Origin of the sequence: Roseobacter sp. SK209-2-6, assembly GCF_000169455.1 — a bacterium.
Lineage (GTDB): Bacteria > Pseudomonadota > Alphaproteobacteria > Rhodobacterales > Rhodobacteraceae > Pseudophaeobacter.
In genome coordinates this window covers 93,415-106,529 of record NZ_AAYC01000009.1, presented here as the reverse complement: position 1 = coordinate 106,529, position 13,115 = coordinate 93,415, and the positions used below count along the sequence as shown (strand labels likewise).

Sequence of the window (13,115 nt, the reverse complement as noted above, 5' to 3'; positions counted from 1 at the left end):
GATGAGAGATGGGAAAGCAGCAAGATGCCAGATTCTGGCTGGTTTCACCTGCACAGTACTCAGCGTGCCTTGGCCAATTTTGCCAGCTTGGCCTCCGCCTGTTTTTTGATCATGGCGGCGATTTCCTTGCGCAGCTTGGCATCCTTGCGCATTTTCTCTTCCATCTGCTTTTGCAGAACCTTGGCGGATTGGCCACCATCCGATCCCCCGAGGATGTCATTCGCATAGGCAACAAAGACTTTATCCTGAATAGCCGCCGCCACATCTGCGTAGATCCCCGGCCCGTGCTTCTTGGCGAATTCCTCCACCACATCAGCGCCGTATTTGGCAATCAGATCCTGTTTCACAATGGCATCCATGGCATTGGGGGCGAGTTTTGCCGCCAGGAAGGATTGCGAATTCGCGAGATACTTTGATCCAAACTCGGAAACACCTTTCATCGGCCCCGACGACATGATGCCGCCCGAAACGATTTTGACCACGGCGTCCATCACTTCTTTCTGACTTGGTGGACGCCCCAGCAAGACCACCGGCTTGAACAGCATAACAGTTTCCTTGGCGGCATTCTTCAGCATCTCCTGCCCAACCGTCGTGGTGAACATCTTCTCCATGAACTTGGTCAGGGCCTTCTGAGAGAAATTCTGGAATGCTTTCGAAGGCAATTGCGACACCACCTTGGTTGCAATGCCATTCAGGAAGGACCCGGTGAGCTTCCCGCCCAGCGCGCCCGCCAGCCCGGCAAAGAAAGCATCTCCCGCAACCTTCTTTGCAGCCCCTTCCCAGGTCACCTTGTTGCCAGCCAGGTATTCTCCGAATTGACCGGCCCCGGATTTCATCGCTTCGGTTCCCGCAGCGGCAACGGCATGGGCTTTAGCGGGGCTCATCCCCTTAGTCGCCATTAGCCGGGCAGTGGCATAGACTTCGATGATGGTGAAAGAGGTTTCGCGAACAATTTCCAGAGTGAAAACCGCCTTGCCCGCTGTACCGATCCGAGCCTTGATAAACTTATCAAAGGCTTTCTGGCCCGTATTATAGGTCTTGGTGGCCTTGGCGTCCTGCTTTTGAACCTTTTTCCAGTCCGGTTTTGCGCGATTGACAAGAGACTTCAGCACCGCGGCCTCAGACTGTGCATTGAGAATCTGGGTCCAGGGCGGATCCGTATCGCTATTCAAGGTCGACATGGTGAACTCGGCAATCGCCATCATCATGCCCTCTTCGGCCTGACGGGTTTTTTCCACGTCATTGCAGAAACTCACCCAGCATTCCGCCTGCCCATACATCATCCGGGCCTTGGAGAGGATTTCGTGTTTGAGAGCCTTCTCACCCTCTTCGAATTCCGCGACTTTAACCTGCTTGGTCTGGCCGCCTTCCTTGATTTCGTAGACCTCAACCTTCTGGTCAGCCGCAATCATCGCTTGCAGCTTGGGCAGGCCTGCCTTCCAGGTCCGCATACCCGGATCCACAATCCCATCCGGTTTTTTGAAGCCCAGAGCCTTCTTTTGAAAGCTTCGGATGTCCTTGATCAGCGAAGCATCGCATTTCTTGGAAATCTCGATACTGGAGAAGCCATTCGCCTTGAGCATCAAGCGGACCAGCTCAACATCAGCAGCTGCGTTTTTGACCGGCTTGAACTTGGTTTCGCCGGCCTTCGGATCCGGCTTGGTGATCCTATTTGTATCCCCGACGGGGGCAGACAGCTTTAGCGCCATAACGTGACTCCGACCATGCAACAGATTTAACAATAGTCAAATGCTGCCACAAAGACTCAGCCTTGTCAGGGGGTTTCGCTGTCAGTTTTCCCCTTGGTCAACCACCCATCTATGCTGCGAAGGCCTGGAACCGAGCGGTGAGCGGATCCGCCTGATACTTCTCGGCCAAGCTCTCCGCCTGTTCGCTCAGCTCATTCACACTATCAATGATGAACTGAACTGTTTCCTCTGACATCAGATAAGAGAAGTTCAGACGCACCCAACCCGGCTTGAGCATCTCTTTGCCAGCCTTCAGATCCTCAAAGAGCGCATCGGATTCCGCCCGTTCGATCCCCAGCAATCTATGTGCATAGGGTCCCGCGCAAGCGCAGCCACCACGCGCCTGGATACCGTAAAAGTCACTTAACATCCGCGTGAAAAGCTGTTGGTGCACAGGGGCGCCAGAGGCCCCCTTTACCGTGAAGGAAAAGATCGGCAGGCGGTGCGCTGTTGAATGACCAAGGATATTGATCTTCGGATTGTCGCCCCAGCCAACACGGGCCATCTCAGCAAAACGGGCCTCTTTTCGGGCAATCTCTGTCTCTCCCACGGCTTCCTTCACCAGGAAGGCCAATGCCGCCCGAATGTCACCAACTACATTAGGCGTGCCTGCCTCCTCGCGCGTGGCGATGTCATCGCTATACTCATGGGTCCAGGGTGAGACAAAGCTCACGGTTCCGCCGCCGGGCCAAGAGGGGCAGCGTCGCTTTACTACGTTTTCGTTCACGATCAGAACGCCAGAGGATCCCGGGCCACCAGGGAATTTATGGGGCGACACAACAATTGCGTCCTTATGTGCCCCATCTTCTCCCTGCATCGCGATCGGCAGGTAGGGCCCCCCACCTGCATAATCCCAAACCGCCAGCCCGCCCGCTGCATGGAGGATCCGACTGACCGCATCTGTGTCGGTGACAATGCCTGTCACATTGGAGGCGGCAGAGAAGCTGCCAATCAACAAATCGCTGGAGGCATGTTCAGTCAGCGCCAGGCGAAGCGCTTCCAGATCCACACCGCCCTCTGGCGCCTCTGGGATTTCAACAACCTTTGCCTTGCTTTCCCGCCAGGGCAGAATGTTGGAATGATGTTCATAAGGGCCGATAAGGACAACAGGGGCCTCTGCATTGTTAACTTCCAGCAGGCTGACAAGCCGGTTTAGCCCCGCAGTCGCGCCAGATCCCGCAAAGATCACCGCATCCTCGTCACTGGCCTTTGTCACTCTGGAAATTTCGGCACGGGCAGCGCGCCGCAAACGGGTAATATAGGAACCGCAATAAGACGCTTCGGTATGGGAGTTGGCGTAGAATGGCAGGACATGTTCGGTGACATAGTCTTCTACTTGGCGCATCGCCCGCCCAGAGGCCACATAGTCTGCATAGACCAGCGGCACCTCTCCATTTGCACCAGGGATCATGACCCCTTCGCCGATGACACCCCCCGCCAGGCTACCATCCTGGGCTGCCGCTTTGAGTGTTGTTTTGAAAGTCTCAAGGGTCATGGCGCGTCTCCAAGTTCTCTGTTGCAATTAACATCACAGAGGAACCCAGTGATTTCATCACCAACTACACAGTGGTTTTCATAATTGTTCTATCATACGATCTAACTATGAGGGAAATTTTCGATCATATTGATTTGCGCCTTTTGCGAGAGCTGCAGCAGAATGCCAATCTGTCCCAAAGAGAGTTGGCCGATCTTGTCGGTCTGTCGCAAAATTCCTGCTGGCGCAGGCTCAAAGCACTGAATGAGAAGGGAATCCTTCAGGGTTCCTCAGCCCGTATCGCGCGAGAGAAACTTGGTCTGGATCTTGTGGTCTTTGTCATGCTGCGCACCAGACATCATTCGACGGAATGGCTGGACCAATTCCGCCGTCATGTCCTGACCATTCCCGAAGTGGTGGATTTTCATAGGATCGGCGGCGATTATGACTATCAGCTGAAAGTCGTGACAGAGGATATGGGAAGCTATGACAAAGTCTATCAACGCTTAATCGCAGGCGTCGAGCTGGATAGCGTCACCTCTTACTTCGCGATGGAAGCAATTGCAGAAAACCGACCATTGCCTTTGTGACGATGACTGTCAATTCGCAGCAAAGCAAACAAACATCTGGAAAAGCCCATCACAATAGGCCAGCTTTGAAACTGGCCTCCCTTTTCTTCGCAAACTGCAAAGGAGCGATTGATGCCCGACTACAATGACATGTTTGAACTGACCGTTGAGGATATGGAACTCATTGAAACGGCACTACGGCGCACCAAAGAGGAGCTGTCGCAAGAGCAATTGACGGCACCAGACAGCGATGCCGATGATATGGTCAACCGGATCCATGAACTCTTGGGCCGGCTCCATAACCAAAAGGTCTTTTACTATCCCAAAGAGGGTGTATTTGTCGGAGGGTGAGCCTTTCATCAGCCCTGCACATGGCCGAACTGATGACAGGAACCGGCACTTTCTCCGGCGTTTTTGCACTTGGCGCAGTGAAAATTTTGCGTTTTCGGTTTCTCAATGGCCAAAGGCTTTGTTTGGCATCCATTTCACGCGCTTTCCGGCTGGCCCCATACGCATGTGCAAGCATGAGGTCCCTTTGCGTTGAAAATAGGTGATGTCAACCGGATACCAACCAGAGCTAGGCACTTCAACTTCCGTCATTATGGTGCTCTCGCAGGCCTGTCGACCATCGAACTCACCAACAACTTTACCTCCGATCCGGGCTTGCAGACCATCATTTGTCAGAAAATCGATGTTATAGACCCCTGGCTTATCAAAATGCACATAGCCCTTGATGGCCGCTGCAACATTCTCCGCACGCTTAGAGGTCAAGGCGGCTTCCCCTTCACTTGTATCCCGATAGTCCAGACCGCTAAGCGGGCGTCCAGCTTCAGAGCCTTGCTTCAGTGCAGTCCTTGCCGCGCTCAGGAATTTGACATCATGGGGATAGGCATAACGAACCGAAAGCCCCGGTTTTACCGAAGCGGGTTGTGGGTTCGCCGGTTGCAATTTCAGTGGCGCCGCCTCTGCAGCGAAACCGCCAAACAGCACAGCGGCTGCGACTACAGCTTTCCAAATTTTGCTCATTGAGTTCTCCCTTTTCTGCCTACTCTAGCGGTTGGCATGTACAGTCAGACTAACGGCAACCCTTTAGAACCGGCAATCGCATTTCTGTGTTCAGAAATCACTTTTTAGGAATACACCCACAGAGTGAGCTCAACCCCACAATGCGACCGCCCAAAAGTTGTGGAGAATGCAAAAAGGGCTGCCAATTGGCAGCCCTTCGTTCCGATCCTCGCAAAAGAGGGAAGGGAATTAGTTTTTGGCGTAGAATTCGACGACCAGGTTTGGTTCCATGACAACCGGATATGGCACATCACCCAGACCCGGGGTGCGCACGAAGGTCGCGGTCATCTTGGAGTGGTCGGCTTCGATGTAGTCAGGAACATCGCGCTCTGCCAGCTGGGTCGCTTCGATCAGAACAGCCAGTTGCTTGGACTTGTCACGTACTGCGATCACGTCGCCTTCTTTCACGCGGTAAGAAGGAATGTTGACGCGCTTGCCGTTGACGGTGACGTGGCCGTGGTTGACGAACTGACGTGCAGCGAAAACGGTAGGAACGAATTTGGCACGGTAAACAACCGCGTCCAGACGGCGCTCCAGCAGACCGATGAGGTTTTCACCAGTATCGCCGTTCACACGAACAGCTTCTGCATAGATGCGACGGAATTGCTTCTCGGTCATGTCGCCGTAGTAGCCCTTCAGCTTCTGCTTGGCGCGCAGCTGAATGCCGAAGTCGGACAGTTTGCCCTTACGGCGCTGACCGTGCTGGCCGGGGCCATATTCACGACGGTTGACCGGGGACTTCGGACGGCCCCAGATGTTTTCGCCCATACGGCGGTCAATTTTGTACTTGGCAGACGTGCGTTTGGTCACGGCTGATCTCCTTCGTCAGGTCGAGGCCACAATGGCCACTATGAAGGGCGTTGTCCTCTTAGGTCTGGCCATTAGGCTTTCCCTATGACAGGCATCTCCTCGCGGAGGCCACCAACACCAATGAAGTCGCGCTTATATTCGCAAAGCAGTGAGAGTCAACACTGCCGCTGCGCTTTTGCTCCGCTTTTTCCCTCAGGCTGCCTCATGCTGTAAAATTGCGGCCTCGGAAGGGTTGAGATTGCGCCGCGCATAGGCACCATAGCGCAACGGATCACGCTCCAGACCAGGCAACAATTGCTCCAGACGGATCCGGTCTTGGACCTCCAAAGCGGGCAACGAAGCACTGGCCGGGTGAAAACTCTCGCTTTGCATCCCATTGGCCCAGATCAATTGATGCCGATCCAAAAGCAGGTGGTAGTATGTCACCTCCCTAACAAAGGTATCGCGAAAGACCGTAGTGCCATTTACCAGATCTTCCGCCGCGACCAGCACCTCATCTGTATTGAAGAGTAGCTGAGCATCGGTTCCGGTCAAAAGCATCTTGTGCTGCGGCGAAACCAGCAGGTCCTGCTCTCCAGGAGCGCCCCCCAAAGCCCCAGTTTTTATGCGAATGGGCCGCAGACTGGGTGTCACATAAAGCCGTGCTCCACTGATCCTCTTGGTCCCGATCCAGGCAATCGGCTGAGCACCGCAATCACGGGTCAGCACCTCATCGCCCACCCGCAGATCTTCGATCAACTGCGCGCCACCCGGGGTCGCGATCGCGGTACCGGAGTTGAAACAAATGACACCTTTTTCTGCCGGATTGTGCAGATCATCGCGATGGCGAAGACCTTCGCCAAGTGAATGATGGACAACCCACATCTCGCGCCTGCTCGGCGGGAACTCATCTACAAACATCAGCAAAGAGGTTTGCTCTGGTCCGGTTTCAATCAAAGTCACAGTGTAACTTTGCACCCCATCGGTGATGACAAAACTCGTATCTGGCAGAGATGCGTGCGGCATTGGCTGTGCCGGGACCTTCGCCTCTCCAAGCGCATCTCCAACCAGCCGACGAACAGATCGCGCGGCGCGTTGCCTCAGATCAGATTTGCCGTCCGGCATCTCCAGTCGCAACAGCTCCGCCGGGCCATCAACCCGCAAAGCTTCCCCGCGCCAGGACCAAGTTGCGCCAACCTTCAAGGTCTCCAACGGCGCGGCTTGAAATCCGTCAATTTCGGTCTGCGTCCAGGAAATGACAAACGTGCCCCCAAAGCCCGTTTTCATTTACTTGCTCGCCTGCTCTTTTTTCTTTTCTGCAGCTCAAAGCTAACAAGGCAGCACCATAAAATAAAGGTCTATTGCTGCCCCATCAACATCAATCAAGCCCCTACGCGTGCGGGCGCGGGAAGGTGCTCAACCACATGGGGACAAAACCGGTTCTATCTTGTACCCGACCACTCACCAAAGTCCGCGCCCCTTTTCAGGTGGGCCCGCCGTATTGCAGCGTTTCTTTGGGCGAACAGCCGAAAGCCTTGCGATACGCAATTGAAAAACGTCCCAAGTGGCTAAACCCCGCATCAAAAGCAACGGTACTTACCCGCCGCGCACCCGTTCTGCTTTGCAACAGGTAGTGGGCATGGTTCAGCCTTTGGCAATTGAGATAGCCCATCGGGGTCACGCCAAAGTGCTTGCGAAACCCAACCTGAAGAGACCGCAAGCTACAGCCTGCCGCTTTGGAAATTTCTGCCAGCGTCAGCGGTTCAGTGAGATTGCTATTGATGAACTCCTGCGCGCGGCGCAGCTGGTGGGGCAAGGCATCTGGGCGCTCTTCGCGCAGCTCATGTGAAATAGAACTGGGCTGTTGGGTTAAAAAACCAAGTATCAGGGACTCTTCCATACGTGGTTGGCGCAGGGCCGCACGCCCCGAAAACGCCTCTCCTTCTTCCGCCAACCCTACAACCGAAAAAAGGTCATTCACCCAATGCAGCAAGCCAGGGTTTCGCATGTCGACCGCTGGCGCGAACAGGACTGCCTCGCTCAGTTTTCTCTGCAACAGCTCTTCCGCTTGCAAATGCAAGGCTTCGCGATTGATTTGAAGAAGCAACTTGCAGCACCCTTCGCCCCAAACCATCTGGGTATCACGCGTGGGGTTGAGCACAGTAGCGCAGCTCCGATCCGCCCGCACTTCCACCCGGCCGTTCTTTACAATCGCCCGCCCCTGCAACGGCACCTGGATCAGGTAAAAGCGCTCCAGCTCTCCCGGCTCTATTTTCACTTCACAACCATAGCTGAGATAGTTCAACGAGACGTCGGACCAAGCTAGGTGGTTGTGGCAGGCGTCAAAACCCTCAGCAGATTTAGCAGGGGAGAGGCTATGGGTGCAGAACTTACTGGCGACCGCATGGCGCGCGCGGTCAATATCCCTCGTCTGAAACAGAGGAAAGGCGTTCAGCGGTTCTTTCCCGCTGCCATGCTTTTTATACGCCGATGAACCTTGCATTTCATCACTCTGCATAAATTTCACACCTAAAACAAAGCTTTTTCCGCCTCCCCTCATTTCTCTGCGTTTTTTGGACAAAGAAAACGCAAATGCGCTCCTAGGCTCGTCAAACAATCTTTCAACTCGGGGAGGAGAATATGAAAGAAACCGCAGGGATTACCGACGCGCCACAGGGGCTGAATGGTGTTGCATGGAATGTCGTTGGCCATACCTACACACCCAAGCTGCATAGCGATAATGCCTTTATCTGGCATGCAGACATTCCAGCAGAGACATTTGTTCCACCGCATATTCACCCCACGCAGGATGAATGGATCTACGTTCTCGAAGGGGATCTGGAGGTGGAGTTCGACCACGACAAAGGCGCACCAAGCGTCCACAAAGCAAGCGCTGGTGACACCATCCGTATGCCAATGGGTGTTGCCCATGGAATCTTCAATCGAAGCGGCAAGACGGCCAAAACAGTCTTTGGAGTTGCACCGGCGCGCAAGCTTTATGACCTCTTTGTAGCGCTGGATGGAGTGACTGATCCGGAAGAACTTGTTCGGCTCTCTGCGCTTCATGAAGTCGACTTTCTGCCGCCCCCGGCCGAATAAGGGAGGCGCAGGAAATGGTAAAACGCAAGAGCGTCGCCGTGATCGGCGGCGGAGTAAGTGGATTGGCCGCGGCCAAGGCCTTTGATGAACGCGGACATCGCGTTAGCGGCTTTGAGCGCAGCCATGATTTTGGCGGGGTTTGGGAGCTCTCTCGCTCCTATCCGGATGTGCAGACCCAATCCCCCAAGGATCTCTATTGCTACACTGATCACCCCATGCCGGAGCACTATCCGGAGTGGCCCAAGGGACCCCAGGTGCATGCCTATCTGCACTCCTATGCAGACAAACACAGGCTGAGCCGTCTCTTTCGTCTCAACACCAATATTCTGTCGATGGATCGCCGCACGGATGGCGCGCCAGGCTGGTGCCTGACCATTGAGGAAGCCGGGCGCCAGCGGCAGGAGAACTTTGACTTTGTCGCAATCTGCACTGGGCAGTTTTCCGACAAGAACATCATCACCCACCCGGGTCAGGAGCAATTCATCGCCCAGGGTGGCGAAGTGATCCACTCCTCGGACTACACTGACCCTTCGATGATGAAGGGCAAGCGAGTGGTGGTTCTGGGCGGCTCCAAATCCGCTACCGATATTGCCGTCAACGCCGCCAAGAATGGCGCCAAGCAGGTCACCATGGTCTACCGCGAGAACGTCTGGCGGGTGCCCTATTTTGTCGGCGGCATCAACTTTAAGAAGCTGCTCTACATGCGCGCGCAGGAGCAACAGTTCAACCAATGGGGCAAGAACCCCTTTCAACGGGTCATCGCAGCAGCCCTGAAACCTCTGGTCTGGGCGAATTTTCGGGGGTTGGAGACGCTCCTAAAACTGCAGCTGGGCCTGAAGAAATGGAAAATGGTGCCGGATACCCCCATCGAGAAAGAGGCGTCCTGCTCTTTGCCGATCGTGACACCAGGCCTGTTCGAAAGCTTCAAATCCGGCAAGGTGAAACCGATACAGGGCACCTTTGACCACTATGAGGGCAATGAGGTGATCCTGACCACAGGTGACCGGGTGGAAGCTGACCTCATCGTCCTGGCAGTGGGCTGGAAATTGGGGATACCCTATTTGGCGCAGGAATACCGTGACAAGCTGATCGAAAGCGATGGCCAGTACCGGACCTTCCGCCTCAGCGTCAATCCGGATCTGCCAGAGATGGGATTTGTTGGCTTTAACTCCAGCTTCTGCACCATCCTGTCCGCAGAGATGATCGCAAACTGGCTGGTGCGCTACGCAGACGGGCAACTTGCGCAGCAGCCAAGTCGGTCAGAGATGAACGCAAACATCGAAATGATGCTTGATTGGCGGCGGCGCGAGCGCCCGGCGGCTCAGGTCTATGGTGGGCTTTGCTCAGCTCCGTTCCATTTCAAGCATTTCGACGAATTGCTTGCTGATATGGGCGCGAAGAAACGCAAACGAGACAACCCCTTGGCGGAGCAATTCTCTTATCCTAGCGCTCCCGCCTATGGTGAATTCATAGCCTCAGCTCCGCAATATCAGGCGCAGTAGCCTAGCGTGGGTAAACCTGAAAACTGGACAGCGCGGTGTCTGCTCCCAGCGCCGCGCTCTTTTTCTACTGGCCTATTCTGCGGACCTAAGGTTCCGCAGGCCTCAGGTGGGTGGTGGTACAGCACCCGCTGCCTGCTTCAGATCCAGACCCAGGATCGCACCGATAGAAGAGAGCCCGATTTCGACAAGCTCGCCAGGTTCAAATGCCTCAGGCAGCGCGCCGCCCTCCATCCAGAGACCATCGATAAGAGCGTTGCTTGCGATTGCATATTGAAGCAGCTGGGCCTGCGAAACCTCTTGCCCGGCTTCTTCCAAAGCTGCCTCAATCAAGGACTGAAGCCTGCAGCGGAAATCAAGATAGGTCTTTGCGTGGGTCTCTCGCATACCGACATCATGCTGCACCTTATTCAGAAAGGCTGCCCAAAGTGCGAGCGAACGCGAATCCACAACAGGTGGTGTTAGAGAGGAGCGCACAAATGCCGCAAGATGGTGGATAGCACTGCCCTGCACCCCCTCAGAGCCAGCAAAGGTTTCATCCGTCATCCGGGTCATGTGAAAGTCGTAGGCCGCCTGCACTAGATCCTCTTTGGTCGAGAAGTAGTGCCGGATCAGACCCTGAGTGACCTCGGCGCGCTCTGCAATCCCCCTGACGGTCGCACCACGCACCCCGTTTTCCGCAACCAGCTCCAGAGTTGCCTCAATCAGAGCCAGCTTACGTTGCTCCGGACTTTCACGCGTGAACTTACGGCGATCCTTGGTCATTGCCATCCCTTTTCCCACAAAGGCCTGTGCTGCACTCCCTATGGATACACCCAATCAAGTCTTGGCCCCGCCCCTCAAATAGCCGAGGAAGGCCGACAATGCCAACGGACGTTTTTCAGCCTCCCCTTCAAGTTTGGGAAAACTGGTCAGTTTACCAATTGACTGCGCATGCGAAACAGGACGCTCAGAGACTCTTTACACAGCGGTCTCTGCGCAGGCCCTGCGTGAAATCCCTTCTAAGGAGGGTGAATTGGAGCTGGACCTCAGCTTTGCGCAAATTGCAGAGCTGCCTGCACCACAACATCCAAACTGTCAGTGATGGGCACAGCAGCCTCTATTTCCCGGCTTTGCAGCGAAAACTCGGTGCAGGCCACCAGCAAAGCAGCGGCGCCCATTTCCACAAGCTCCTCTGCCGCAAAAGTAAGGCTCGCCCGCGAAGCAGCCGAAGGGCCATGCGCCTTCACATCCTGAATGATCCGCAAGAGGGTCGCATCCTCTGAAAGATAGACCGCCTGCAAACCGACCTCCGCCAGAGTGCGTTCAAACAACCCCGTTTTGCGAACCGCAGGTGAAGCAAGTATCCCGACCAATGCCCCCGAAGCGACCTCGCTAGCAATTTTTCGCGCTGTGAGTTCGACCATGTTCAGAAAGGGGACATCACTCGCCTCAATGATCTGGGGCGCATAGTGATGCGCGGTGTTGCAAGGCATAATCAACGCCTCGGCCCCTGCAGCGGACAAGCCGCGCGCCATTTCTGCCAGGACCACCCCCGGGTCTTCACCGGCTTCATGAACCAGCGCATCTATGCGGGAGGGGACCTGAGTATTGTTATCGACAATAAGAGGGACATGATCGCAATCATCTGACGCATCGGTGCCTGCAATGATGCGCTGCATCATCAACACTGTGGCTTCTGGCCCCATACCACCCAGGATCCCAATCTTACGCTTTGCCATCTTACACATTTCCCTGATTGCCAGGACCAGCGCAGCTAAAAGCAACCCTGCCCCGGCCTAGAATCATGTTCAGTTGCCTGTTACTAGCTGGCAACCCAGCGACCGGAAAAATCAAAAGCAGCATCATAGCCAAAAAGCGCTGCTGCCCCGCCGGTATGCAAGAAAACCACTCGCTCTTCCTTGTCGAAATGACCCTTACGGATCAGATCGATCAGTCCTGCTGCCCCTTTGGCCGAGTAGACAGGGTCCAGAAGAATGCTCTCCAATTCGGCAAACATGCGAATGGCTTCCATGCCGCCTTCGGTCGGAATGCCATAGCCATCACCCACATAGTCAGTATTAGCCACCACATCCTCACGTGCAACAACCCCGGGGCAACCTAGCTTCTCGGCGGTTTTCACTGCCAGATTATAGACGTTCTCTTCTTGCTTTGCCTTGGGCGCGCGTACGCCAATCCCCAAGAGTGGGATATTGGCGTTGGTTGCCTTCAGTCCAGTGATAAGACCCGCCTGGGTTCCTGCTGATCCAGTTGCATGGACCAAACGATCGATCCGCAATCCGCGATCATTCGCCTGCCCCAAAAGCTCGAAAGCACAATTGACATAGCCCAGCGCCCCAGTGGCATTCGAGCCTCCACCAGGAATGGTGTAGACCTTCTTGCCTTCGGCGCGCATACGCTCTGCAACCGCTTCCATCTCTGCATTCATGTCCAACCCACCGGGGCGTGTCTCGGTGGTGGCACCATGCAGGTGATCCAACAGAACATTGCCATTGTTCTTATAGTTGGCATCGTTTGAGCCAGTGCGGTCTTCCAGCAGGATATGACACTGAATTCCCAGTTTGGCTGCAAATGCAGCGGTTTGACGGGCATGGTTCGATTGCGTCGCCCCCTGGGTGATCACCACATCCGCGTCCTGCAGTTCCGCCTCGGCCATCAGGAACTCCAGCTTACGCGTCTTGTTCCCGCCAGTGGAAAGCCCGGTGCAATCATCCCGCTTGATCCAGATCTCGGGCCCGCCAAGCTCTTTGCTAAGGCGGTCCAGGCGCTCAAGAGGGGTAGGCAAATGAGCGATAAATCGGCGTGGATAGCGCGCAAGATGCATGAGACAAACTCCAGGTAAGATGCGTTTTAAGAATTATGATCTGGCAAT

Annotated in this window: 13 protein-coding genes; 4 read left to right on the top strand and 9 right to left on the bottom strand. The window is 55.0% G+C overall.

Annotated elements, in window-relative coordinates:
- Positions 1–59 precede the first annotated feature (59 nt).
- Both RSK20926_RS14395 and RSK20926_RS14390 read right to left on the bottom strand, forming a co-directional pair.
- Positions 60–1,709, bottom strand: coding sequence for a peptidoglycan-binding protein (locus tag RSK20926_RS14395; RefSeq protein ID WP_008207785.1), 1,650 nt, complete (start codon positions 1,707–1,709; stop codon positions 60–62).
- Between the two features lie 109 nt (positions 1,710–1,818).
- Positions 1,819–3,243, bottom strand: coding sequence for an aminotransferase class V-fold PLP-dependent enzyme (locus tag RSK20926_RS14390; RefSeq protein ID WP_008207784.1), 1,425 nt, complete (start codon positions 3,241–3,243; stop codon positions 1,819–1,821).
- Positions 3,244–3,350: 107 nt separating this feature from the next.
- Here RSK20926_RS14390 and RSK20926_RS14385 point away from each other — a divergent pair, with 107 nt between their 5' ends.
- On the top strand, positions 3,351–3,812 hold the full coding sequence (locus tag RSK20926_RS14385) for an Lrp/AsnC family transcriptional regulator (RefSeq protein ID WP_008207783.1): 462 nt from the start codon (positions 3,351–3,353) through the stop codon (positions 3,810–3,812).
- Positions 3,813–3,923: 111 nt separating this feature from the next.
- Positions 3,924–4,142 carry a hypothetical protein gene (locus RSK20926_RS14380; protein ID WP_008207782.1) on the top strand — a complete coding sequence of 73 codons (219 nt, stop codon included), beginning with the start codon at positions 3,924–3,926 and terminating at the stop codon, positions 4,140–4,142.
- 102 nt (positions 4,143–4,244) lie between these two features.
- On the opposite strand, the gene RSK20926_RS14375 is transcribed toward RSK20926_RS14380, so the two are convergent.
- From RSK20926_RS14375 to RSK20926_RS14360, 4 genes are all read right to left on the bottom strand, one after another.
- Positions 4,245–4,817 carry a PA14 domain-containing protein gene (locus tag RSK20926_RS14375; RefSeq protein WP_008207780.1) on the bottom strand — a complete coding sequence of 191 codons (573 nt, stop codon included), beginning with the start codon at positions 4,815–4,817 and terminating at the stop codon, positions 4,245–4,247.
- 228 nt (positions 4,818–5,045) lie between these two features.
- Complete coding sequence (rpsD, locus tag RSK20926_RS14370; protein WP_008207779.1) at positions 5,046–5,666, bottom strand: 30S ribosomal protein S4; 621 nt, start codon at positions 5,664–5,666, stop codon at positions 5,046–5,048.
- Between the two features lie 192 nt (positions 5,667–5,858).
- Complete coding sequence (locus RSK20926_RS14365) at positions 5,859–6,932, bottom strand: Hint domain-containing protein (RefSeq protein ID WP_008207778.1); 1,074 nt, start codon at positions 6,930–6,932, stop codon at positions 5,859–5,861.
- Between the two features lie 196 nt (positions 6,933–7,128).
- Positions 7,129–8,163 carry an AraC family transcriptional regulator gene (locus RSK20926_RS14360; RefSeq protein ID WP_198136583.1) on the bottom strand — a complete coding sequence of 345 codons (1,035 nt, stop codon included), beginning with the start codon at positions 8,161–8,163 and terminating at the stop codon, positions 7,129–7,131.
- 122 nt (positions 8,164–8,285) lie between these two features.
- Between RSK20926_RS14360 and RSK20926_RS14355 the strand changes: the two genes are divergently transcribed.
- Together RSK20926_RS14355 and RSK20926_RS14350 are read left to right on the top strand one after the other, a co-directional pair.
- Entirely contained in the window at positions 8,286–8,744 is a 459-nt protein-coding gene (locus RSK20926_RS14355) for a cupin domain-containing protein (protein WP_008207776.1), read from the top strand.
- Positions 8,745–8,758: 14 nt separating this feature from the next.
- On the top strand, positions 8,759–10,246 hold the full coding sequence (locus tag RSK20926_RS14350) for a flavin-containing monooxygenase (protein ID WP_008207775.1): 1,488 nt from the start codon (positions 8,759–8,761) through the stop codon (positions 10,244–10,246).
- Positions 10,247–10,348: 102 nt separating this feature from the next.
- Here the strand turns inward: RSK20926_RS14350 and RSK20926_RS14345 are convergent, their stop codons facing one another.
- The 3 genes from RSK20926_RS14345 to RSK20926_RS14335 all read right to left on the bottom strand — a co-directional run bounded on the left by RSK20926_RS14345 (position 10,349) and on the right by RSK20926_RS14335 (position 13,067).
- On the bottom strand, positions 10,349–11,008 hold the full coding sequence (locus tag RSK20926_RS14345; RefSeq protein ID WP_037255283.1) for a TetR/AcrR family transcriptional regulator: 660 nt from the start codon (positions 11,006–11,008) through the stop codon (positions 10,349–10,351).
- A 263-nt stretch (positions 11,009–11,271) separates the two neighbouring features.
- The gene (locus RSK20926_RS14340) at positions 11,272–11,964 is read right to left on the bottom strand and encodes an aspartate/glutamate racemase family protein (RefSeq protein WP_008207773.1); all 693 of its coding nucleotides are present in this window, start codon (positions 11,962–11,964) and stop codon (positions 11,272–11,274) included.
- An 83-nt stretch (positions 11,965–12,047) separates the two neighbouring features.
- A complete protein-coding gene (locus tag RSK20926_RS14335) occupies positions 12,048–13,067 on the bottom strand; it encodes a D-cysteine desulfhydrase (protein ID WP_008207772.1) in 1,020 nt (339 codons plus the stop codon).
- Between the last annotated feature and the right edge of the window lie 48 nt (positions 13,068–13,115).

What these genes read in the sequence shown, in the direction of transcription:
- RSK20926_RS14395 (WP_008207785.1), bottom strand. Translation starts at nt 1,709, where the DNA reads ATGGCGCTAAAGCTGTCTGCCCCCGTCGGGGATACAAATAGGATCACC.
- RSK20926_RS14390 (WP_008207784.1), bottom strand. Translation starts at nt 3,243, where the DNA reads ATGACCCTTGAGACTTTCAAAACAACACTCAAAGCGGCAGCCCAGGAT.
- RSK20926_RS14385 (WP_008207783.1), top strand. Translation starts at nt 3,351, where the DNA reads ATGAGGGAAATTTTCGATCATATTGATTTGCGCCTTTTGCGAGAGCTG.
- RSK20926_RS14380 (WP_008207782.1), top strand. Translation starts at nt 3,924, where the DNA reads ATGCCCGACTACAATGACATGTTTGAACTGACCGTTGAGGATATGGAA.
- RSK20926_RS14375 (WP_008207780.1), bottom strand. Translation starts at nt 4,817, where the DNA reads ATGAGCAAAATTTGGAAAGCTGTAGTCGCAGCCGCTGTGCTGTTTGGC.
- RSK20926_RS14365 (WP_008207778.1), bottom strand. Translation starts at nt 6,932, where the DNA reads ATGAAAACGGGCTTTGGGGGCACGTTTGTCATTTCCTGGACGCAGACC.
- RSK20926_RS14360 (WP_198136583.1), bottom strand. Translation starts at nt 8,163, where the DNA reads ATGCAGAGTGATGAAATGCAAGGTTCATCGGCGTATAAAAAGCATGGC.
- RSK20926_RS14355 (WP_008207776.1), top strand. Translation starts at nt 8,286, where the DNA reads ATGAAAGAAACCGCAGGGATTACCGACGCGCCACAGGGGCTGAATGGT.
- RSK20926_RS14350 (WP_008207775.1), top strand. Translation starts at nt 8,759, where the DNA reads ATGGTAAAACGCAAGAGCGTCGCCGTGATCGGCGGCGGAGTAAGTGGA.
- RSK20926_RS14345 (WP_037255283.1), bottom strand. Translation starts at nt 11,008, where the DNA reads ATGACCAAGGATCGCCGTAAGTTCACGCGTGAAAGTCCGGAGCAACGT.
- RSK20926_RS14340 (WP_008207773.1), bottom strand. Translation starts at nt 11,964, where the DNA reads ATGGCAAAGCGTAAGATTGGGATCCTGGGTGGTATGGGGCCAGAAGCC.
- RSK20926_RS14335 (WP_008207772.1), bottom strand. Translation starts at nt 13,067, where the DNA reads ATGCATCTTGCGCGCTATCCACGCCGATTTATCGCTCATTTGCCTACC.